Raw genomic sequence first — 22,371 nt, 5'->3', positions numbered from 1 at the left:
GTTCAAAAAATACATACCACACAAATCAAAAGTAATATACAAATTGTGTATATTCAATAGGTAACAAAAATGCTATTGGAGAAATAAGAAAATAAAATGTCAGAACAAAAAGATTTAATAATATATCAGCTAGAAAGCGGAGCATTAGAGCTAAAAGCAGATTTTAGTACTGAAACTGTATGGGCTAGTCAGAAAGATATTTCCTTAATATATGGCAAAGATCAGTCTGTAATATCTAGACATATAAGAAATATTTTTAAAGATGGTGAGGTTGATGAAAAAAGCAATATGCAAAAAATGCATATTGCAAATTCTGATAAACCAGTTGTTTATTACTCGTTAGATATAGTTTTAGCAGTTGGTTATAGAGTTAGTTCAGCTAAAGCTATTATGTTTAGAAAATGGGCAACACAAACATTAAAGAAACATATTACAAATGGTTATACTATAAATAAATCTAGAGTTGAAAAGGATCCTAAGTTTTTATTAGAGGTTGTAACTAGTTTGAATGAAATGTCCAATAAGAAGTTAAATAGCGATGATACATTAGAGCTGATTAAAACATTTTCTTATACTTGGTTTTCATTGCAGAGTTATGATGAACAGAAATTCCCTAAAACACATTCAAATATAGATATTGAGCTATCAGTAGAGAAATTATATAAAGATTTAGCTAATTTAAAAGAGAGTCTTATATCTAAAAAAGAAGCTACTATGTTATTTGCTCAAGAAAAAACTAAAGGCAGTTTAGATAGTATATTTAAGAATGTGTTTCAAGATGTATTTGGACAAGAGCTATATCCAAGTATAGAAGAAAAATCAGCTCATTTATTATATTTTATAGTGAAAAATCACCCATTTAATGATGGTAATAAAAGAAGTGGTGCTTATGCATTTATTTGGATGCTTAAATCATTTAACTATAATCATAGAATAACGCCAGAAACTTTAGCTACATTAACAATATTAATAGCAGAATCATCGCCAAATGATAAAGATAAGATGATAGGTATGGTTCTATTACTATTAGCAGGACAAAAAAATGTTATTTGAAAAACAACAATACCAAGAAGACTGTGTAAATAATATTACAAGTATTTTAGAAAGATGTGATGTGTTTAATAATGACTATTCAAACCTGAAAAAAGTAATTGGTGAACATTATAAAACTCATAAATATAGCCAATTTGAAACATCTAATAAAAAGCAAATTGATGTGCTCATGGAAACAGGTACAGGTAAGACATTTACATATATCAAAACTATTTTTGAGCTAAATAAATTATTTGGCAAGACTAAATTTATTATCGTGCTACCTCGTACTGCTATCAAACAAGGTGTTATTCAAAATATCAAACTTACAGATGAATACTTTTATAATGAGTATGGTAAGCACCTCAAATATATAGATTATGCAAGTGGTAACTTATCTAGTATTGAACAGGATTTTAATAAAGATAATAATGATTTGACAGTTTTAGTGCTAACTAATTCAGCATTCAATAGAGAAGAAAATCTTATAAATAAAACAACCGAGTTAAACTTTGAGTTTGGAAGTGCTTGGGGGGCTATAGCAGATAAAAAACCAATAGTCTTTATTGATGAACCACATTTACTAAAAGGTGGTGCTACTGTAGAAGCACTAGAAAAGCTAGATAGTTTATTTATTCGCTTTGGTGCGACATACCCAACAGAGGAAGAGCATAAGCTAGTTAATGTTGCTTATGCCTTGGATAGTATTAATTCATTTGAAAACTATCTAGTAAAAAGGATTGCCGTTAAAAATATTATAAGTGATGCAGAAGAATCAGATATTAAAATCACAAGTATAATTAAAGCAAACAAAAAACAGAATATAGAAGGTAGAGCAACTTTTAGTTATGCTAAAAATCAGCAAATATATTCAGCTAGTGTAAAAATTGGTGATGATGTAGGTTCTAAAACTGGTTTAGATATATATCATGGTGTTACTATTACAAAGATTAATGCTAAAGAAATATTTTTCTCAGATGGTGATATTAAAAAAGTTAGCGAAAAGTATGAGCTAAATGATGATGAAATTGAGCAAATGCTTAGAGTTACAATATCTAATCATTTTGAAAAAGAAGAAAGGCTATTTAAGCAGGGAATTAAAGAGCTATCTCTATTTTTTATTCCTAATATTGCAGACTTTAGAGGAGATAATCCTAGAGTTAAAAAAGCGTTTGAGAAAATATACAGAGAAATTCGTGATGAATATTATCAAAGTACGACAAACCAAGAATATAAGAAATATTTAGATAAAGATTTTAAAGATGGCAAATTGCAGGTTTTAGAGGGATATTTTTCAGTAGATAAAAAAACAGATCCATCGATTGATTTGATTTTAAACAAAAAAGAACAGTTATTATCACTCAATGAACCTTTGAGGTTTGTTTTTTCCGTATGGGCTTTGCAAGAGGGTTGGGACAACCCTAACATCTTTAACATCTGTAAGCTTGCAACTACCGACAAAGAAACATCAAGAAGACAGCAGGTTGGACGAGGTCTTAGATTAGCTGTTAATCAAGTAGGTAAGAGGCAATCATTTAAAACTTTAGCAGAAAATGAAAATGCTTTTTATGACATTAATACCCTTGATGTCGTAGTTTCAGGTTACGAGAAAGATTTTATAGAGGGTATTCAGTCAGAAATTCAAAAAGCTAGCTTCGGTATTGTTGGTGACTTCTTAGAGAATAGTTTACTAGAGGCAAATGGTTTAAACTTAAGAGAAATTAGTAAGCTAACAAACACTTTAGAAGATTACAAAATTATTGAGTTTGATGATGAATTAGAAAAGTATCGAATTATTAGTAGTATATATGACTTTATAGAAAATAATTCTGATAAGTTATCCTTCTTATCGGATGATAGATTGCAAGAAATAAAAGAATTATTTAAATCTAGAAAGCCACTTGTTGAAGATAGAAATCAAGCTAGAGAAAAACTAAAAATTCGCCAAGAACAAGCTAAGAAGTTTAAAGAGCTATGGGAAACTATCAATCGTAAAGCAGAAATTGTTTATAAAGACATAAGTGAGCAGGAGATTATCTCTAAAATAATAAATGAATTTAACAAAGAAAGTTTTGCTCAAGTTGATACAAGAGTTATAACCAAGGTATACGACCCTATCAAAGATAAGATTCTAACTAAAGAAGAGCAATCTTTAGGTAAAATTGATTTCTTTGCTAAAAACAAGCTTAGTGAGTTTGTATTTGAGTTTTCTAAGAAAGAGAAACTCCCTTTAGGTTTTGTTACAAGACTATTTAGTAGACTTGATTTACAAAAGATAAAAAATAATCCGAGTAAAGCTATTAATTTTATAAAATCTCAAATAAAAGAGTCTATTCATACAAGTATTTTGCAATGTGTTGATTATCAGTTTAGCCAGACAAATATCTTTAGCAAAAATATTTTGCAAAATGATGACGGTAGTTTCATAAAAGAAATTGAATATACTAAATTAGGTCGAAATATTGGAAATGAAGCGTCAGATGTGTTTTTATTTGATCGAGTTGTTTATGATTCAGATATTGAGAAAAAATCTATAGAAAATGATCCTATATTGATTGATGGTCAAAGGATAACAGTATTTGCTAAATTGCCAAGTATATCTATACCAACACCATATAAAGCATATAATCCAGATTTTGCCTATCTTGTAGATAGAGGAGAAAAACAAAGACAATTATTCTTAGTTGTTGAAACTAAAGGGTATAAAAATAATAGTGATATTCCACAAGCAGAAAAAACAAAAATAGATTATGCTAAAAAGTTCTTTGAAGGTTTACAGAAGCAATTGCCAAATGTCGATGTAAGGTTTGAAACTAGGATTAATAAAGATGAGCTTTCAACTATCTTAAAAGACAACTAAGCATAAAGATGATTATGAAAAAACAGATATATGCAGAAATAAAACATGCTTTTAGTAGAAACTTATTCAATATAAATATTGTTGATATTCAGGATTTTATAGATGTTTGTAAGATGACTAAACAGATAGACTTTGTAGAAAAGCATAATCTACATAAATACATAGGAGTATCATTTAAAGAAGTTCTTAGAAGAGAATATAAAGATATAAAGAGTTTTATAGATACATTACAAATCAAGTATAAAAAGAAATATGTAGCTAACTATATATTTTCATCAATTATTGTTGAAGTGATTACCAACATTCAAGATTGGTTTGATATGCTTTATAAAAAATTTTATTTACCAGAATATAAGAAATATGAACATCTAGCATATAATATAAATCCAGAGCAAAAAGATGCTTTGAAGTATTCTACAATTACTCGATATCACATAGCTTGTTGCACTTTTGCTATTGTTTTCTTTATTAAAATGAAATTAAAGTATTTTGATGCTTTGAAATGGCATGAGCAGAATCAAGATATTTACCCTATAAAAACTGTTAAATATTCTAAGCCAAAGTCTTTGAAAAGAATTGCTATGATGTACTTAATGTATTCGCCGATGCAAAACTAAATCATCGCTATGTAAATATTCATGATGTTATCTTTGGGTATTTTAGAAAGCTAGCTTGTAAAAAATATCAGAAAATGATTCTCAGAGATAACTTTAACTATATACTTTATAAGAGGTTTGATATAGATATTTCATCATTTATTGAAACACAGAGAAGTTTAAAAAAACCAATCAAAATAAATATTGATCCAAATAAGCAAATATCAATTAGAGACATGCGAAATATTCTTTTTTCAATTATTTCCGCATTTTGTTCTTTTGCAGAATATCACGATCAGTTTATGTATAAGCTAAGTAAAAATACAATCAGGAAGAAAAGACAGGCTATAGATACTTTTTATAGGGAAAATATGGAATACTTAGTTTCTTTTTTAAAAGATATATATGATTTTAATGGAGAAAATTATAACACCATAAATTTTGAATATAATAGTCATGAAATTTCTGGACGAAATAATCCATTCATTGGGGAGGGTGTTTCCTTTAAAACTATGGAAAAAAGAATCCATGATGCAAATATAAAGTCACAAGATGTTTATTTGCATAAGCAAGATTTTGGTATTAAAAGAAGAAAGCAATTAGATAGAACCGATTATGTTAATAAAATACAAGAGTTGAAAATCTATCAAAATCATAAATCGGACTTTTTTATGGAGTTTTTTGATAAAAGTAATAGCCTAAATACAAATAAAGAGGAGCTTGAACGGAAGCTAAATAAGTTTTGGATAAATGAGGGGCGGTTATCAATTTTAATAACTATGGTACTTGAAAAAATTTTAGGCTTAAAAGGATCTAGATATTTTAATGATTATTCAGATATTAACCGAGATAATAAATATTACCAAATATATAAAAAAGAAATTTTATCGAGATTTAATTATGAATATTGTGTATGGGTATCTTACGCTGCTGATATTTATGATCTTTAAAATAATATACTATCCACCCTTAGCTAAAATAGCAGGGCGTTTAAGCAAGCTGGTAAATTTTTAATCAAAACTACCACATCAAAACCATAGTACTAAACTATGGTTTTTCTTAATGATAGCCATCTACTACTATCACATAAGCACACCATAAAATACTAAATTTTAGGTGAGTTTATTAGATGATTTATTACTTTTGTCAAAGCAAGTAAATAATCAAGCTAGTAGCACTAGCAAATATAAACCCCTTTAGGCTACTTTATAATCCATATCGTCCACCCCTTAACACACTGTATGTGTTGCAGGGCGTAGGAGCAAGCCGATATAGATTAACAGTTCGCCGCTTCCCCAATTTCATTTGGGGAATGCTCAGCCCACCGTCTACACTACGCTTGACCAACGAGTTTTACACGATGGACTAAAGCCGAGCAAAGCACCCTGTCATTCTTAAGGGTACAATACAAGTTTGCTAGTCTAGTCACATCACGCTATCGCTTGTAAAAAACCCGTTGGTCAACCCTATCGGGATAGACGGTGGGCGTATGTAATGCTTCGCATGGTAATACTTTGAAACGCTATTGTAATAGCTTTAGATAACCCAGCGGTCATCTAAAGCGACTAGCGTTTCTGATTTATTCTAATAAAACAAGACAGTTGTTTTATTATAAAATGTCTATAGCGGACTTCTTAACATCTGGCGATAGGTGAGCATATATCTGAGTAGTTTTAACATCAGCATGCCCAGCTAATTGTGCAACTGTATATATTGGCACACCGTTCATAACTAGCATAGAGCAAAAGTTGTGTCTTAAATCGTGAAACCTGAAATTTTCAATTCCTGAAAGTTTCATAAGTTGTTTCCAGCTTCTATCTATATTATCGTACTTTGTACCAGTCTTTTTTGATACAAATAAGTAGCCATCTTTGTGATCAATAGAGTCTAAGATTTTATTTATATTTTTATGAATAGGTATATATCTAACTTTATTACTTTTTGTGTTTGATGATTTTAAAGTTATTTGATTTGTCTGAGTATCAATATCATCAAAGGATAGGCTGAGAATCTCATTTTTTCTCATACCAGTATAGTATGCTATTTCTATTATTTGCTGAGCATGTAAATTTTTTAATTGTGGGAGTGCTTCAAAAAATGATCTTGTTTCTGTTTCACTCAAATATCTGATTTTACTAGTAGTTATTTTTAGTAGCTTAACATCTCTTACAGCATTTGATTTTATATATCCAAACTCATACGCTCTACTAAAGATTCCTTTTAATGTGGATAGCATTCTATTGTATGTAGCGTTTGATGAATTATTTGTATTTTGATAATTAGTTAAAAACCTAGTAATGAATTTTTTATCATTTAGTTCTAACATAGTTTTATCAAGAATCTTTTCAAAAGGCTTTCCCATATAGTAGAGTAGGCTTTTTATATTTTTGTTATGAGTTTCGTACCACTGTAAATAAAACTCATCAATAAATTTTCTAAGAGTTAGTATATTCGTTTCAGTTTTTTCTTGTTTTGTTTCTTGAATATCCTTATCTTGAGCGATTAAGCCATTTAGTCTTTGAGCCTCTTTTTTAACTTGAGTGACTGTGAATTTTTCTAATGCACCTATAGTATATCTTTTTTGAATTTTTTGTGAATTTCTATAGTTTAATCTCCAAACCATATTTCCACTTGGTTTGACTCTTAAAATAAGCCCTTTGACTTCTGTATCTGAATAATCTACGATTTTATCGGCTGGTTTTATAGTATCTATAAATGATCTTGTTATTTTTACTGATGGCACTGGGTAACAAACTGGGTAACAAAAAAAGTAATTAGAAGTATATATTATCTATATGGTTTTATCTACCATAACTAGTGAAAGCCTTGTTTTGCTTGGAATTTTTAATATTTGATATTGTTTTTTAATTGGTAAAAATCAAATTGACATGGTAGGGGTCACAAGTTCGAATCTTGTTGCGAGTACCAGTAGGCCCCGTCAAGTTAACTAACTCTAAAATCATCTAGTATATAATTATACCAAGTTCATACCACTTATTCATATACATGCTTACAGAAAAACCTAAAAGATATCGTTATCCAGTAGAGATTATAAGTTATGCTATTTGGATATATCACAGGTTTAATACTAGCTATAGAGATGTAGAAGAAATGCTGAGGTACAGAGGTGTATTAGTTAGCTATGAAACTATAAGAACTTGGAGTAATAAGTTTGGTAAATCATTTGCCTATGTGATCAAAAAGAAAGAGCCTAAACCTACAGACAAATGGCATTTAGATGAGATGATTATTAAAATAAATGGGGTTAAATTCATACTATGGAGAGCAGTAGACTCTAACGGTCATGAGTTGGATGTGTTTCTACAGAAACGTAAGAACAAAAAGGCTGCAATACGCTTTCTTTCTAGGTTTTTAGGGTCTTACCCCTCTCCAAGAGTTATAGTTACTGATAAGCTCAATAGCTATACAAGACCAATAAAACATATGACTAATGCAGAACATAGACGACACAAAGGTCTAAACAATAGAGTAGAGAATGCACATCAACCAATTCGAAGAAAGGAGAAGAGTTTAATCAAATTTAAATCACCTAGGGGACTGCAAAGGACATTAACATTAATGGGTAAGGTTAGAAATATATTTGCAGTACCAGTAGGCAGATATTTAAATTCTAGAGAAATGCAAAGAACTAAGTTTGATGAAGCGATGAATATATGGCAAGAAGTATCTAAAGAGGTTTACTGTTTCTAAATATTAATCAAACAGTCTTTTTACGATCGTATTAGTTAACTTGACGGGGCCCCAAAATCATCAATTATCAAAACATCATACCTATTAAAGCGTTTGAATAACTGGTAAGTACTTTCATCAGTTTTAGAGCGATGAAATTCTAGTAAAAAATCGTTATAGAAACTTTTAAAGTTACGATATTATAGTATCTGATACATTATCAAGATTGTCATAATTTCACTTAATGATAATAAAGGTTTTGGTCCTGTCTTATAGCTTTTATAAGATATTGATTTGTTTTGTTGTTGTTTTTCATGGATAATACAGAAGTCGTCTATACGACAAAAGGTTGAAGTAAGTTGATCTATCATTATTGATTTTAGTGGGTTTTTAACGGTAATTAGCTTATTTTAACCAAAAAAACCTCTACAAATCTTATTTTATATAGCTTATAATTCCGAATTGAGGTTATAATAGACAATAAATAATCTAATTTTAGATATGTGTGTTTAATAAAACGCTTACATAGAGCTTATACAAAATGAGTAAAAAAATATTATTTTTTATTGTTACTATTTTATGTTTCAATATAGTCTTCGCAACTAATGTATTATTTTTGAGTTATGACTATGGTGATACTAATGCTTTTAAAGAACTATTTAGTAAGTTAAAAAAAGTTAATTATGAAATTATAGGTATTGGAAAAGCAAAAGATTTATTTACTAATAACGTAGTTAATGATGCAAAATGCCTACAAGATTTTAACAATGATGATTTAATCAAGAGTAGGGCAACAAGAATAAGTAAAAAGAATTTAGATTGTTTAAAAAATAGTCTAAATTCTAAGCCAGATATAATAGTTAGTGGTATGTCTAGTGCTGCTTTGGCAGAAATACTTAATAGTTTTAAAGATGTAAAAAAGATTGCATATTATGATAATTTTGACCCATATCCAAAAAATGATTCCAAATACTATACTCATGATTTTATAAAAACAGTTTATAAACCATTAGATAAACTCTTAATATCTGCAAAGGTAACAGAAAACTCATTTTTACAAAAACATAGTAATTTATTTAAAGCAATAGAAGTCGTTGGTAATCCCTCAATACTTGAATGGCAAAGAACAAATAACTGCCTTTCGAAAGAAAATCTATTAAACGAGTTAGAAGTACCTAAAGACAAAAAAGTAATCATTTTTGCTGGAGATACTACAGATGATTATAAAGAAGCTTTTTATAATTTTGCTACAGCTATTAAGAATAGTCAAAGTGATGAAATCATAGTAAGCTATCATCCTAAGACTACAGGTGATTTTGAAAGAAATGTTAAAGAAGTATTAAACATAGATAATATGATTATAGCTGATGCTGATAATAAAGATTATTCAACAATTTGTTTGTCAACTTTAGGCCCTCTTTTTGTAGTGCATAAATCATCAATGGGCGTTCAAGCATTAAGCATTCCTAAAAATGTAATTTATATTGCCGACAATAAATATGAAAATAAAGCTATTAAATGCAATTTAGCTGATCTGGTTTATTCTCCAGAAGACATATCTAATAGTATTAAAGATAATTATAGTAAAGAGCCTACTGGCAATTTTTATGAAGTTTTTGGAGTACCTAAAGACTCTATAAAGACCTTTACTAATGCTATATTACATTAATTCATATCAGACGGCCCCGTCAAGTTAACTAACTCTAAAATCATCTAGTATATAATTATACCAAGTTCATACCACTTATTCATATACATGCTTACAGAAAAACCTAAAAGATATCGTTATCCAGTAGAGATTATAAGTTATGCTATTTGGATATATCACAGGTTTAATACTAGCTATAGAGATGTAGAAGAAATGCTGAGGTACAGAGGTGTATTAGTTAGCTATGAAACTATAAGAACTTGGAGTAATAAGTTTGGTAAATCATTTGCCTATGTGATCAAAAAGAAAGAGCCTAAACCTACAGACAAATGGCATTTAGATGAGATGATTATTAAAATAAATGGGGTTAAATTCATACTATGGAGAGCAGTAGACTCTAACGGTCATGAGTTGGATGTGTTTCTACAGAAACGTAAGAACAAAAAGGCTGCAATACGCTTTCTTTCTAGGTTTTTAGGGTCTTACCCCTCTCCAAGAGTTATAGTTACTGATAAGCTCAATAGCTATACAAGACCAATAAAACATATGACTAATGCAGAACATAGACGACACAAAGGTCTAAACAATAGAGTAGAGAATGCACATCAACCAATTCGAAGAAAGGAGAAGAGTTTAATCAAATTTAAATCACCTAGGGGACTGCAAAGGACATTAACATTAATGGGTAAGGTTAGAAATATATTTGCAGTACCAGTAGGCAGATATTTAAATTCTAGAGAAATGCAAAGAACTAAGTTTGATGAAGCGATGAATATATGGCAAGAAGTATCTAAAGAGGTTTACTGTTTCTAAATATTAATCAAACAGTCTTTTTACGATCGTATTAGTTAACTTGACGGGGCCGCTCTAATATATAAAGATATATGAAAAAGCATTTATGTTATGTAAATATTATAAGTGTTTTTTTATTAAAATAGAATATAAATGAAATAAAAAATATAATTAAGAAAAAACTTTTGAGTAATCACTTTATAAAATAAAGTGAAATACTAAAAGTGGTGCGGTCGGGGAGACTCGAACTCCCACAGATCTCTCCGCTGGAACCTAAATCCAGTGCGTCTACCAATTTCGCCACGACCGCAGTTTCTGGGGTGATTGATGGGGCTCGAACCCACGACAGCCGGAATCACAATCCGGGGCTCTACCAACTGAGCTACAACCACCACAACAACCCTTTATTATGGCGCGTCTGGCAGGATTCGAACCTGCTACCCTCGGCTTAGAAGGCCGATGCTCTATCCAAATGAGCTACAGACGCATCAAAAAATGGTCGGAGCAGAGGGATTTGAACCCCCGACCCTCTGGTCCCAAACCAGATGCGCTACCAAGCTGCGCTATGCTCCGACAATCTTTTAAAATGGTGGCCTGAGACGGAATCGAACCGCCGACACGAGGATTTTCAATCCTCTGCTCTACCGACTGAGCTATCAGGCCAATGTCGTATATTATACCTATACAACTGCTTTTAAGTCAACAGGTTTTTACAACAATTTTTCATCGTAAAAACTTTTACTAATCTTACCATCAGTATAAGCGTATAAGGTTTGAGCTACTTTTGTTGATCCACTACAGATATTTCCTTCTTTATCTATAGCAATCAGGCCAACATAGTCTCCTAATTCATCACTCTCTTTTATAGATTTATTTACTGCTGACTCTAGTGACATGCCGTCTTTTACACGAGTAGAAATTTTTGCTGCCACTGATTCATTGTTTATATGTTCGCCTATGCCTGTGCAAGATATTCCCATAAATTCATTTGCAAAATTACCTGCAACAGTAGGGCTATCTCCAACCCTACCTGGGTATTCAAAGCCTGCGCCACCTGTTGAGGTAGCAGCACATATTCTACCGTTTGAATCTAGTACAACAACACCAATTGTTCCAGTGAAGCCTTTTTTGAGCTCAAGATATTCTTTATATCTTTTTTCTGTCATAGGGTTATATTTAGGCAGTTGCATTACGTTATGAGCGAACATAGTTGCTGGCTCACCACCCAGTACACTATGATGTTGCTCCATAAGCCTATTTGCAACTTCAATAGGGTTTTGAATATTCTGAATGTTTATCACTCCAGCAAATTTTCTTCGCTGACTATCCATGATAGATGCAGACATTCTGATTTGGCCATCTTGCTGTACTCGAGATCCAGTTCCAGCATTAAAGATTTCGTTATCCTCTAGTAGCTTAGCTGCATATACAGCGGTTTTATTAGCATCATTTGTAGTTTTAAGGTAATCAAAAGCTTTATTTACTATAGGGATTAGTTGTTCATGATAGTCAGTGAATGAAGTGTTCTTGTCTTCTCGAGCCCCACAGCCACCATGTATGATTATTTTTTGCATAAGAGATTTCCTTGCATTAGAGAAAGTATATTTGAATATTTATTTAGAATTCTACGAGAGTTGTGTTTAAGTCAAACTTTTGACCTTCTAGTAGCATATGCATACGGATATCAACTAAGCTAATAGGAGCGTTGTTACGAGCATTGTGTAAAGAAGAGTGCTTTAAGTGAGAAAAGTCAATTACTGTAACCATTCCAGAGCCAACCACTTCTACTATGTTATTATGATTTAAAAGAGCAGCTGTGTCTTCATCAATTCCCACACCAACCATATATGGGTTATAAGAAAGCGCAGACAATAGTCTACCAAGTCTATCTCTCTGTGAAAAATGTTGATCTACAAGTAGTTTATTTGTAAGACCAAGTCCCGGTGCTAAATTTACCATGTTACAACGAGGCATAAGGCCAGCTTGACCACCCGCTATCATAAACCCAGATATGAAAGCAGCACCGGCAGATGTTCCTGCAACATTAACCCCTTTAGCATTTAATCTACGAATTAATTGAGCAATAGGTGTACCACCAAGTGTTGTTGAAAGTAAAAGTTGATTACCTCCAGTCATAAAAATTCCAGTACACTTTGAAAGGGTATCTTGGTATTCTTTATTTGTTGTTGCTTCAAGACGACTCTCTATTTTTAAATTATGGGCTTCTTTGACCCCCATTTTTTCAAAAATATCAACATATATGTCGCCAGTGTCTGCAAGCTTAGATGCTGTTGGTATTACTGCTATAATAGCATCACTACCACCAGAAAGTTCTATGAATTTCTCTAGAACGGTTGGACTTGCAAACTTATCTTCACCACCACCAATTGGCATTATGAAGCCACGATGGTTTTTAGAAACAGGTTTAGAAGGCATTAACTCTCCCCTTATATATTTTGTAAAATGTTAATCGCACAAAAGCAATAATACTAATTAATGACTAATTTTTCTATATAAAAAAATTAATTTTGCCAATAATACTTGATGTATCAATATATGTTTAATGGTATTCTATTAGGCATATTTTGATATAAACCTTAATGCTTAAAGAATGAAGAATAATATAAAAGCACTTACTATTGGCGGTGCAACACTCGATACTATTATCCAGTATGAAGAGATGTTCACAATGAATATGCAAAAAAAAGATGTTACTCAATCTTATATGCTTTTAGAAGAAGGAGCTAAAGTAGAGGTTAAAGAACATAATTCATTTTCTGGTGGTGGTGCTACTAATGCTGCAGTATCTTTTAAAAAGCAAGGTATTAATGTTAGTTTTTTTGGTAAGGTTGGTAAAGATCTTGCGGGTGATAAGATTGTTGAGGAATTAAAGAACTTTGGTATAGATACAGGAAATGTCCGATATTCGAGTAGCTACGGGACAGCAACTTCTTATGTAATTCCTACTTTGAGTGGTGATAGAACTATATTTGCATATAGAGGAGCAAATAAAGATATATTGAAAGATGATCTTCCCGAACAAGCAATTGCAGATAGTGATTTTATATATATAACCTCTTTAAGTCAGTCATCAGCAGCAAGACTCCCTGAAATTGTTGATTTAGCTACTAAAAGCGACACTAAAATAGCTATAAACCCAGGTTCTTCACAGCTCAGTATTGGTGAAAGTTTTATTAAGGAGTCTATGTCGGGTATAGATATACTTGTCTTGAACTATCAAGAAGCACAAAAATTAATGTTATCGTTATTATCTTTAGATGATGAAGATGTAGCAAAATCAAAAGATAGATTAAAAACAAGTCATGAAACTGATAATAGTGATTTTCTAAATGCTACATTTAGGCTGCCAGACTTTTTTAAAATTTGTTTAGATTTAGGTGTTAGGTTGATTGTAGTAACAGATGGGTCTAATGGTGTTTATGCTGCCACTAAACAAAAAATATACCATAGTGAATCGCTTTATATTAAGAATGTTATCAATACTTTAGGCGCAGGTGATGCGTTTAGCTCAACATTTTGTGCTAGTATTTATAAAGGTTTCTCTGTGGAAGACTCTATAAAATATGCTTTAATTAACGCTAGTCATGTTATTCAGTATCCAGATGCAAAGTTTGGACTTCAAAGCTTCGAAAAACTTAATGAAATAAAGTCAAAAATGAATACTGGTTTAGATAATAAAATTACAGTATCTGACTGGTAAATAGATAGTGAGTAGATGTTTTTTTTGATAGTCTGAATTATTTTTTGATACTTTAGTATTTGAAAAAAATGTTATACTAGAAATTAATTCTTAAAATATTGTAGGGAAGATTAGTGGATTTTTGGCTGATTTTAGGTGCTCTTATAATATTATGCCTATATTTGATAATAGAAAATATAGTGCATAATACAAGTATTAAGAGTATTCCTGTAAGAATACATGTTAACGGAACTCGTGGTAAATCCAGTGTTGCAAGACTTATAGCCGCGGGTGTTAGAGCAGGTGGTTATAGAACTGTTGCAAAAACCACAGGGACTCTAGCACGATATATAGATATAGATGGTTCAGAAACGCCTGTTTTTAGGATAGGCTTTAGCAATATTGCAGAGCAAGTTAGAATTATGTTTAAGGCAAGAAGAGCCAAGGCAGATGCTATAATTATAGAGTGTATGGCACTCCAACCATTATTACAGTCTTTATGTGAGCTTAAACTTATAAAAGCTACTCATGGTGTACTTACAAATGCTAGACCAGATCACTTAGATGTTATGGGTCCAACAGAAAGAGATGTCGCTAAAGCTCTTGCTGGAACGGTACCTGTAAACTCTAAGTACTTTACTGCTGAAGATATTCATTTGGATTTTTTTGAATATGCTTGTAAAGATAGAAATACTCAGCTTATTGCTGCAACTGAAGAAGATGCTAATTTAGTTTCTGATGAAGAGATTAATAATTTTGTTTATTCAGAGTTTAAGATAAATGTTGCATTAGCTCTTAAAATTACAGATGATTTGGGGATCCCCAGAGATGTGGCGTTAAAAGGTATGTGGGCAGCTACTCCAGATCCAGGTGCTATGACAGAGTACACATTTACTGTAAATGAAAGTCAAATCAATTTTGCAAATGCTTTTGCTGCTAATGATCCAGTATCTACAAAGATGCTATGGGATAAACTTTATACAAAATACCTAAGTTGTGATAAAAAAGTATTAGTAGTGAATTGTCGTGCAGATAGAGAAGATAGATCTAAGCAAATTGCAGAAGCTATTTTAACCTGGGAAAAACCTGATTTAGTTGTGCTTATAGGTACAGGTACTGATGTGTTTGTTTCGTTCTACAAAAAATACGCTAAATCATTGGAAAAAAATATGGCCCAAACTGTTGTTTGTGAAGGGATGAAACCAATAGAAATACTTGAGAAAATGGCTTCTGTACAACCAGCCAAATCATATATATTGGTAGGTGTTGGTAATATCAAAGATATTGGTATGGAACTTGTTGATTTTTGTGACGAAAGTCATAAACAAGAAAATAGTTTATAAAAAAATAGGAGAAAAAATGGATCCTTTGACGCTCTCGATAGGTATAGGATTAATCGTTGGGTTGATTTTTGTATCATTATTAGGACTATCTACAGGTGGTATGGTTGTACCAGGGTATTTCGCATTAGAAATGGGCGCTCCTGATAGAGTAATTGTTACACTAATAATATCTATTGTTATATTTGCTATAGTAAGACTTTTATCAAAATTCATGATTATTTATGGCAGAAGAAGAATTGCTATAACAGTGTTATTGTCGTTTATACTAGGAACTTTGTGTAATGCTTTTTTAGCGCAACATTTAACATCAAGTTTCTATTCTGACCAAGTACAGGTTATTGGTTATATTATCCCAGGGTTAATAGCGCTATCTATAGATAGGCAGGGTTTAATAGAGACTATAGGCTCTTTACTTATAGCTTCGATAGTTATTCGCTTGTTATTAATTGTTTTAATCGGACCACAAATAGTAGGAATTTAATATGAAATCTATATACTGGCACCGCAAGTTTTTATCGCGTTACATAATTTTATTTCTTACTGTGTTTATGCTTATATCGTTGTATATTGTTGAGAAAAATCTTGTGGTTGAAACTAAAGGCTATAATCAAAAGATTGAGGCTGCAAATACCGCAAGTACAGCTTTTAAGCTAACAAAGAAGTTTTTTGTGTCAAAAGGATATCTTTGTAAGGATATAGGGGATGTTTCTTGTACTGGGCTTATTGGTCTTTCTATGACTGAGATAACCACAGATTCTGGTGATTTATATGCAAAAAGATCATCTGTTAATCCAAATATGGCCGCTATTTTTGTTCAATGGTTAAGTGAACTTAAACTTAAGAAAGGAGATGTTGTCGCTGTACAGCAGACAGGATCTTATCCAGCTTTAGATATTGCAATGTTATCAGCTATTAAAACACTTGAGCTTAAACCTCTAATTATATTTTCTGTTGGAGCATCTCAGTTTGGTGCAAATAGACCTAGCTTTACATGGCCAGATATATACAAGCATTTAGTAAATGAAGGCTTGTTTAGCTATGATGTCTTAGGGATAACTCTAGGTGGATCAAGAGATAATGGTTATGGTATGACTCCAGCAGCTATTTTAAAAATGAATGATGCGATAAAAAGAAATGGCTATGAAACTATTAATGTTCCTTATCATTACTCAACAACATCTTCCATTAAAACTAGGATGGAAATGTATAAAAAAGCCGCTGGTGATGAAAAGATACAGGCATATGTAAATGTCGGTGGTAACATGGCATCGATAGGTTTAAAGCAGCCGAAAATTATAGCAGTTGATGATAGCAAAGGTGGTAAAAAAAGTGTGAAGAATAATGTTCTTAAGCTTCCTAGTTTCCCTTCTGGCGTAACTAAGAAGTTGCCAACAGGTTATGAAAATGTACGATCTGTGGCTGTTAATTTCTTAAAAGAAGGTGTTCCTGTTATTAATATTAGGGATATCGGGTCTTCTTTAATTAAGAAGTATGGCCTTATATATAACCCAGCGTCAGTAAGCCAACCAGGCCAAGGTGCTGCATTCTCACAAAAAAATTATAATACCAAACTAGCTATAGTATTATTAATTATTGATATTTCATTAATTATCTTTATGGCTTCTATCTCAAGAAAATATCTAATTTCTTTTAAACGCAAGTAATAATTGCTTTGCAAAAAAAATCAATTTATCATTAAGTAAATTCACTATATTCTTGTATGATAATGTTTTGTTTTTATGAATTAAATAAACTGATTTCAAAATACCTTCCGGAAAAGGAAAGGTTGAAAATTTCAAAGGCATTCATATTTGGTGCAGATGCGCATGAAACTCAGGTGAGAAGTTCAGGAGAGCCATATTTTACACACCCTGTAGAAGTCGCCTGTATTTTAGCTGATGTTAGAATGGATGTTGACACTATAATAGCAGCATTACTACATGATGTGGTTGAGGATACTGAATATACGGCTGATGATATTACAGAAAGGTTTGGTGAAAAGGTATCTCAACTCGTTGAAGGTGTGACCAAACTTACGCAAATTAGACATAAAAATAGAGCCGAGCAACAAGCTGAAAATTTTCGTAAGATGCTTATGTCTGTAACTAAAGATGTACGAGTGATATTTATCAAGCTTGCAGATAGACTTCATAATATGCGAACACTGGCACCTCTTAAACCAGAGAAAAAGCGTAGAGTTTCTCAAGAAACACTTGATGTGTTTGCACCTATTGCTCATAGGTTAGGTATAAATACCTTAAAGGAAGCTCTTGAAACCTTAGCCTTTGAGGGTATATACCCTTATAGATATCATATTCTTGAAGAAAAGGTTAAAAAAGTAGAAAAAAATAAGGAAAAAGTTTTCTATGAAGTTAAGCAATCCTTAGTAGATAGGTTGGATGGGCTAGTTACTGAAGACAATATCAAATCTCGTAAAAAAACCTTATATAGTATCTATAATAAAATGAAGAAAAAAGGCCTTTCATTTGAAGAGATAATGGATATGTATGCTTATAAGGTTATTGTGCCATCAAGAATCGATTGTTATGTTGCTTTAGGTAAAATACATGAGCTTTATAAGCCAGTGCCTCAAAGATTTAAAGACTACATAGCAACACCAAAAGCTAATGGTTATAGATCTATCCATACTGTAGTGCTAGGTCCTTATAATATTCCTCTTGAGATACAAATCAAAACTGAGCAGATGGATAGGCAGGCAGAATATGGTATTGCAGCACATTGGAGCTATAAGATTGGAGAAAAGACTGATAAGGCAATACAAAGATGGCTTAACAAAATTTCTGACATACAAGTTTATACTGCAAGTTCCGTAGAATTTCTAGAAAATGTAAAAACAGATATGTTTAATAGTGATGTTTTTGTATTTACACCACAAGGTGAAATTGTTGAGTTACCTAAAAATTCCACATGCATAGATTTTGCGTATTTTATTCATACAGATATTGGTAATAAGTGTATAGGTGTGAAAGTTAATCGTAAATCTGTGCCTTTAAATCACAGGTTGAGTCAAGGTGATAATATTGAGATCATAACTTCAGCTATAGCTGATCCAAATCCTTCTTGGTTAAAATTTGTTGAAACTGGAAGGGCGAAAACAGCTATTAAAGACTTCCTGAAAGATCAATATAAGAATATTGATTATATAAGAGGTAGAGACATTGTTGAGGGTGAGTTAAGGCTTGCAGGGATAGAGCTAAGAAATATTCCAAGTGAAATTGTCGATGGAGCTTTGTTTAACTATGAGGGTATAGAGACTATTAATCGTTTTTATTTAGATACAGGTTTGAGTTTGATAGACCCAAATAATTTCATAGATTTTGTTACAAGATATGTGAATGATGTACAGAATTCATATAATAATTCTGAGTCTGCTAAGGTGCAGATTCGCTATGGAGATGACCCTCGTATAGCTGACTGCTGTTTACCTTTGCCAAATGATGAGATTACTGCTATATCAAATGCTGAAAGTGTGGTTGAGGTTCATAGAAGTAGCTGTAACGAACTTTATGCCTCACTAAAATCTGAGAATGTTAATAAGATAGCGGCTGATTGGTTTGTTAATGCTACTGATGAACCTAGCTTTAGAGCACGAATTGCTATTAGTTTAAAGAACATACCTGGAGCAATAGCAAAAATAACGACAAGCTTAGCAAGAGAGGGTGTCGATATTAGAAGTTTTGATATGATTATGGTAGATAATGATCTTGCTAAGTTAGCAGCAGTAGTTGTTGTTAGAAATAGGCGAGAGTTATATTTATTACTTCGCGTGATTAGAAAGCTTGATACTTGTGTAGGTGTAGAAAGGATTTTGAATAAATAATTCCTTTTTAAAAGTTCTATATCTAAAATTATACATTTGTTCGAGCATTGAATGCGTGAAGAAGTGTTTGTTGGTCAAGATATTCAAGTTCTCCACCAAATGGAACACCAAAACCTATTCTTGAGATTTTAATATTTTTACTAATCATTTGTGATATAAAGTGAGCTGTAGTTTCACCCTCAACTGTAGGGCTTATTGCTAATATAACCTCATCTATATCTCTTGATGATATTATTTGTTGTAAAGTATCTAATTTAAGCTCATTAGGGCCTATGCCATCAAGAGGGGATATTCTACCGTTTAATACAAAATATTTGCCTTTGAATATTCCAGCATCCTCTATAGCAATCATATCAAGAATATTTTCAATAATACATAATCTTGTATTATCTCGGCTATTACTATTACATATATCACAGATTTCTTTTTCTGTTAAAACTTGGCATTCACGACATTTAGAAATATGTTTGGTTGCATCAAGAAGTGAGTTTGCTAATGCAATCGCAGTTTCTGGAGATTTGTCTAAAAGATGTAAAGCAAGCCTTTGAGAGGACTTTTTGCCGATAGTAGGTAGCTTTCTTAATGATTCAACTACAGCTGTAATTTTTGGTGAAAAAACTATACTCATTTTAAAACGGAAATTTAACGCCATCAGGTAAGTTTATACCTGCTTCTTCAGCCATTTTCTTCATATCTGGAGAAGATGTGTTTTCCTCTACTTTTTTAACTGCACCATTTACAGCAGCAGCTATTAAGTCTTCTAGCATTTCTTTATCTTCACTCATTAAAGAATCATCGATGTTTACAGATTTCACGTCATATTTACCAGTCATCGTAATTTTAACTAGTCCAGCACCAGCTTCACCAGTAACTTCTAAGCTATCTTTTTGTTCTTGAGCTTGTTTCATTTGTTCTTGCATTTTTTGAGCTTGTTGCATCAATTTAGACATATCAAAATTCATTGTTTAATCCTTGTTTTTTATTTAAGACTTTTGTTTAAGCACTTCATATATACTATTTAATATCTGTTCACTAGCATCATTTTTCAATGCTTTTTTTGCATTATTCGAAAGAGTAGCTAGTTTGTTCGTATCTTTTACTAAAGGATTAATTATATCAAGTAGGTTATTAACACCCATTTCGTTTTGTTCTAAACAAAAACTAGCATCGTGTTTCACAATATTTTGAGCGTTGAAAAACTGGTGATTATCCGCAGCTATTGGTAGTGGGATATAGATTGCAGGTATTCCAGCTATAGCACTTTCTGAAACTGTCAAAGCACCAGCTCTACAAATTATTAAGTCAGCCCACCTATAAGCTTCAGCTATATTTTCGATAAATGGTGATATCTCTTTTATATTTGAGTCTGAAATTTCTTGGTACTTTTCTTTTGTTTTATCAAAGGTTAATGCGCCTGTTTGATGCCAAACTTTAATACTTATTCCTTCATCAGTAGCTTTAACAATAAGTTCAGGTATTATGTCATTAATTACTTTAGCTCCTTGGCTACCACCTAATATTAATAGCTTTAGCTCATTACTAAATTCTTTAGTTTCTTTGTTTAATGCTACTATATCTTTTCTTACTGGATTGCCAACAATTCTAGTTTTTTTTAGTTGTTTTTCTGTGAAGTGATTTTGAATGTCATCAATATCAAAAGCTAGGCATATTCTAGAAGCTAGTTTTGCTAATACTCTATTGGTTAAACCAATTTTTGCATTTTGTTCATGGATTATAATAGGAATACCTTTTGACTTTGCTGCTAGGCAAATAGGACCAGATGCAAACCCACCAAAGCCAATCACTAAGTCAACTTTCATTTTCTTAAGCATTGAACGAGCTTCAAGAGTATTTAATGCTAATTTTATAGGGAAAATAATCTTCTTTGCTAAACCTTTGTTTCTTATACCTGAGGATTTTATGTATTGAATATTAAATTTTTTAGGGACAATCTTAGCCTCCATGCTATTTGGAGTTCCAACCCAAGTAACGGTCGCACCATTTTCTGCTAGTAGTTCAGCTATTGCTATAGCAGGGTAGATATGCCCTCCAGTTCCGCCAGCTGTTACAATAATATTTGTATTTTTCAAATCCATATTTTTTATCAATTAGAGGTTATAGCAAATTAATTTTAAAGGATTTTTGTGCTATTATCTATGAGCTTATTAGAAATTACTATTTAGGAATTTTATATGTCTAAAATTAATCAAGATTGTTTGTACACAGAAACTAACGAATGGGTCTCCGTAAAGGGCGATCATGCAAGAATTGGTATTGATGATTACTCTCAAAATGAATTTGGAGAGATTGTTTTTGTTGATTTGCCAAAAATTGGTCAAGCTTATTCAAAAGAAGATGAAGTATGTGTAGTTGAGTCAGTAAAAACAGCATCAGATATTTATACTCCATTAGCAGGAGAAATTACTGCAGTAAACGATCAGCTTGAAACTAATCCTAAACTTATAAACCAATCTTGTTATGAGAGTGGTTGGCTTTTTGAGATTAAAATAGCAAATAAAGAAGAGCTAGCTACGTTGATTAAAGCTGATGATTATAAAAAGATTATTTCATAAAAAAAATACAGCACTAATAACTTGTTTATTTACCTTTTGTGCTAATACTGCTCAAGCAGAGGAGTATGTTAATTTTTGTAAAGTTTATAATCCTAAAAAAGGAATAGAATATGAAACGCATACAAAGATTACCAAAGGCTTTTGTGAATATTACTTAAAAATCTGTAACGAAAAATATAACAATAAGTGCCATGCAAAAATGAATGCTTATCAAGGGTTATATAATACTAACCCTTCCTTAGCTTTTATGCATGTTGCTTATAGAAAGGATTTTGATAAAGATTAAGTTTAAAAAA

20 protein-coding genes, 6 tRNA genes and 1 pseudogene are annotated in these 22,371 nt (G+C 31.7%); 15 read left to right on the top strand and 12 right to left on the bottom strand.

Going from position 1 to position 22,371, the window contains the following annotated elements; all coding sequences use genetic code 11:
• Nucleotides 1-96 precede the first annotated feature (96 nt).
• From CDH04_RS06955 to CDH04_RS06940, 4 genes are all read left to right on the top strand, one after another.
• Nucleotides 97-1,053: a type II toxin-antitoxin system death-on-curing family toxin gene (locus CDH04_RS06955; protein WP_112870332.1), complete on the top strand. Its 957-nt coding sequence runs from the start codon at nucleotides 97-99 to the stop codon at nucleotides 1,051-1,053.
• The gene (locus CDH04_RS06950; RefSeq protein WP_112870331.1) at nucleotides 1,043-3,892 is read left to right on the top strand and encodes a restriction endonuclease; all 2,850 of its coding nucleotides are present in this window, start codon (nucleotides 1,043-1,045) and stop codon (nucleotides 3,890-3,892) included. Before CDH04_RS06955 ends, CDH04_RS06950 begins: the two co-directional genes overlap by 11 nt.
• A gap of 14 nt (nucleotides 3,893-3,906) precedes the next feature.
• Complete coding sequence (locus CDH04_RS06945; protein ID WP_112870330.1) at nucleotides 3,907-4,509, top strand: hypothetical protein; 603 nt, start codon at nucleotides 3,907-3,909, stop codon at nucleotides 4,507-4,509.
• 350 nt (nucleotides 4,510-4,859) lie between these two features.
• The gene (locus CDH04_RS06940) at nucleotides 4,860-5,438 is read left to right on the top strand and encodes a hypothetical protein (protein ID WP_216821885.1); all 579 of its coding nucleotides are present in this window, start codon (nucleotides 4,860-4,862) and stop codon (nucleotides 5,436-5,438) included.
• 659 nt (nucleotides 5,439-6,097) lie between these two features.
• Here the strand turns inward: CDH04_RS06940 and CDH04_RS06935 are convergent.
• Nucleotides 6,098-7,231 carry a tyrosine-type recombinase/integrase gene (locus CDH04_RS06935; protein WP_112870328.1) on the bottom strand — a complete coding sequence of 378 codons (1,134 nt, stop codon included), beginning with the start codon at nucleotides 7,229-7,231 and terminating at the stop codon, nucleotides 6,098-6,100.
• A gap of 116 nt (nucleotides 7,232-7,347) precedes the next feature.
• On the opposite strand from CDH04_RS06935, the gene CDH04_RS09820 reads away from it, so the two are divergent.
• Nucleotides 7,348-7,416: transfer RNA gene (locus CDH04_RS09820), tRNA-OTHER, on the top strand.
• A 78-nt stretch (nucleotides 7,417-7,494) separates the two neighbouring features.
• Nucleotides 7,495-8,199 carry an IS6 family transposase gene (locus CDH04_RS06930; protein ID WP_112870326.1) on the top strand — a complete coding sequence of 235 codons (705 nt, stop codon included), beginning with the start codon at nucleotides 7,495-7,497 and terminating at the stop codon, nucleotides 8,197-8,199.
• A gap of 182 nt (nucleotides 8,200-8,381) precedes the next feature.
• Here CDH04_RS06930 and CDH04_RS09970 read toward each other — a convergent pair.
• Nucleotides 8,382-8,549: pseudogene (locus CDH04_RS09970) on the bottom strand (IS982 family transposase); the annotation flags it as partial.
• Nucleotides 8,550-8,719: 170 nt separating this feature from the next.
• Between CDH04_RS09970 and CDH04_RS06920 the strand changes: the two are divergent.
• Complete coding sequence (locus CDH04_RS06920) at nucleotides 8,720-9,847, top strand: hypothetical protein (protein WP_112870327.1); 1,128 nt, start codon at nucleotides 8,720-8,722, stop codon at nucleotides 9,845-9,847.
• Between the two features lie 87 nt (nucleotides 9,848-9,934).
• Complete coding sequence (locus CDH04_RS06915) at nucleotides 9,935-10,639, top strand: IS6 family transposase (protein ID WP_112870326.1); 705 nt, start codon at nucleotides 9,935-9,937, stop codon at nucleotides 10,637-10,639.
• 204 nt (nucleotides 10,640-10,843) lie between these two features.
• On the opposite strand, the gene CDH04_RS06910 is transcribed toward CDH04_RS06915, so the two are convergent.
• From CDH04_RS06910 to CDH04_RS06880, 7 genes are all read right to left on the bottom strand, one after another.
• A tRNA-Leu gene (locus tag CDH04_RS06910) sits at nucleotides 10,844-10,928 on the bottom strand.
• 6 nt (nucleotides 10,929-10,934) lie between these two features.
• Nucleotides 10,935-11,010 (bottom strand) — tRNA-His (locus CDH04_RS06905).
• 18 nt (nucleotides 11,011-11,028) lie between these two features.
• Nucleotides 11,029-11,105: transfer RNA gene (locus CDH04_RS06900), tRNA-Arg, on the bottom strand.
• 9 nt (nucleotides 11,106-11,114) lie between these two features.
• A tRNA-Pro gene (locus tag CDH04_RS06895) sits at nucleotides 11,115-11,191 on the bottom strand.
• 14 nt (nucleotides 11,192-11,205) lie between these two features.
• A tRNA-Phe gene (locus CDH04_RS06890) sits at nucleotides 11,206-11,281 on the bottom strand.
• Nucleotides 11,282-11,328: 47 nt separating this feature from the next.
• Nucleotides 11,329-12,192, bottom strand: coding sequence for an isoaspartyl peptidase/L-asparaginase (locus tag CDH04_RS06885; RefSeq protein WP_112870325.1), 864 nt, complete (start codon nucleotides 12,190-12,192; stop codon nucleotides 11,329-11,331).
• Nucleotides 12,193-12,235: 43 nt separating this feature from the next.
• The gene (locus CDH04_RS06880; RefSeq protein ID WP_112870324.1) at nucleotides 12,236-13,054 is read right to left on the bottom strand and encodes a cyanophycinase; all 819 of its coding nucleotides are present in this window, start codon (nucleotides 13,052-13,054) and stop codon (nucleotides 12,236-12,238) included.
• Between the two features lie 175 nt (nucleotides 13,055-13,229).
• On the opposite strand from CDH04_RS06880, the gene CDH04_RS06875 reads away from it, so the two are divergent.
• From CDH04_RS06875 to CDH04_RS06855, 5 genes are all read left to right on the top strand, one after another.
• On the top strand, nucleotides 13,230-14,339 hold the full coding sequence (locus tag CDH04_RS06875; RefSeq protein ID WP_112870323.1) for a carbohydrate kinase family protein: 1,110 nt from the start codon (nucleotides 13,230-13,232) through the stop codon (nucleotides 14,337-14,339).
• 113 nt (nucleotides 14,340-14,452) lie between these two features.
• The gene (gene pgsB, locus CDH04_RS06870) at nucleotides 14,453-15,661 is read left to right on the top strand and encodes a poly-gamma-glutamate synthase PgsB (RefSeq protein WP_112870322.1); all 1,209 of its coding nucleotides are present in this window, start codon (nucleotides 14,453-14,455) and stop codon (nucleotides 15,659-15,661) included.
• 16 nt (nucleotides 15,662-15,677) lie between these two features.
• Complete coding sequence (pgsC, locus tag CDH04_RS06865) at nucleotides 15,678-16,142, top strand: poly-gamma-glutamate biosynthesis protein PgsC (RefSeq protein WP_112870321.1); 465 nt, start codon at nucleotides 15,678-15,680, stop codon at nucleotides 16,140-16,142.
• Nucleotide 16,143: 1 nt separating this feature from the next.
• Nucleotides 16,144-17,325: a poly-gamma-glutamate system protein gene (gene pgsW / locus CDH04_RS06860; RefSeq protein WP_112870320.1), complete on the top strand. Its 1,182-nt coding sequence runs from the start codon at nucleotides 16,144-16,146 to the stop codon at nucleotides 17,323-17,325.
• Nucleotides 17,326-17,387: 62 nt separating this feature from the next.
• Nucleotides 17,388-19,502, top strand: coding sequence for a RelA/SpoT family protein (locus CDH04_RS06855; protein ID WP_112870319.1), 2,115 nt, complete (start codon nucleotides 17,388-17,390; stop codon nucleotides 19,500-19,502).
• 28 nt (nucleotides 19,503-19,530) lie between these two features.
• Here CDH04_RS06855 and recR read toward each other — a convergent pair whose 3' ends face one another.
• Genes recR through murG form a run of 3 tightly spaced genes read right to left on the bottom strand, consistent with a single transcriptional unit; the run spans nucleotide 19,531 to nucleotide 21,598 of the window.
• On the bottom strand, nucleotides 19,531-20,130 hold the full coding sequence (gene recR / locus CDH04_RS06850) for a recombination mediator RecR (RefSeq protein WP_112870923.1): 600 nt from the start codon (nucleotides 20,128-20,130) through the stop codon (nucleotides 19,531-19,533).
• A gap of 1 nt (nucleotide 20,131) precedes the next feature.
• Nucleotides 20,132-20,464, bottom strand: a complete 333-nt coding sequence (locus tag CDH04_RS06845) for a YbaB/EbfC family nucleoid-associated protein (protein ID WP_112870318.1) — start codon at nucleotides 20,462-20,464, stop codon at nucleotides 20,132-20,134.
• Nucleotides 20,465-20,485: 21 nt separating this feature from the next.
• Nucleotides 20,486-21,598 (bottom strand): undecaprenyldiphospho-muramoylpentapeptide beta-N-acetylglucosaminyltransferase, encoded by a 1,113-nt coding sequence (gene murG, locus CDH04_RS06840; protein WP_112870317.1) that lies wholly within the window; start codon nucleotides 21,596-21,598, stop codon nucleotides 20,486-20,488.
• Nucleotides 21,599-21,694: 96 nt separating this feature from the next.
• Between murG and gcvH the strand changes: the two genes are divergently transcribed.
• Both gcvH and CDH04_RS06830 read left to right on the top strand, forming a co-directional pair.
• Nucleotides 21,695-22,075: a glycine cleavage system protein GcvH gene (gene gcvH, locus CDH04_RS06835; RefSeq protein WP_112870316.1), complete on the top strand. Its 381-nt coding sequence runs from the start codon at nucleotides 21,695-21,697 to the stop codon at nucleotides 22,073-22,075.
• Nucleotides 22,050-22,361 (top strand): hypothetical protein, encoded by a 312-nt coding sequence (locus CDH04_RS06830; protein ID WP_234393393.1) that lies wholly within the window; start codon nucleotides 22,050-22,052, stop codon nucleotides 22,359-22,361. The genes gcvH and CDH04_RS06830 overlap by 26 nt, the downstream gene beginning before the upstream one ends.
• Nucleotides 22,362-22,371 lie beyond the last annotated feature (10 nt).

This window comes from Francisella adeliensis, from assembly GCF_003290445.1.
Taxonomy (GTDB): domain Bacteria; phylum Pseudomonadota; class Gammaproteobacteria; order Francisellales; family Francisellaceae; genus Francisella; species Francisella adeliensis.
This window is presented reverse-complemented; position numbering and strand designations above follow the sequence as displayed.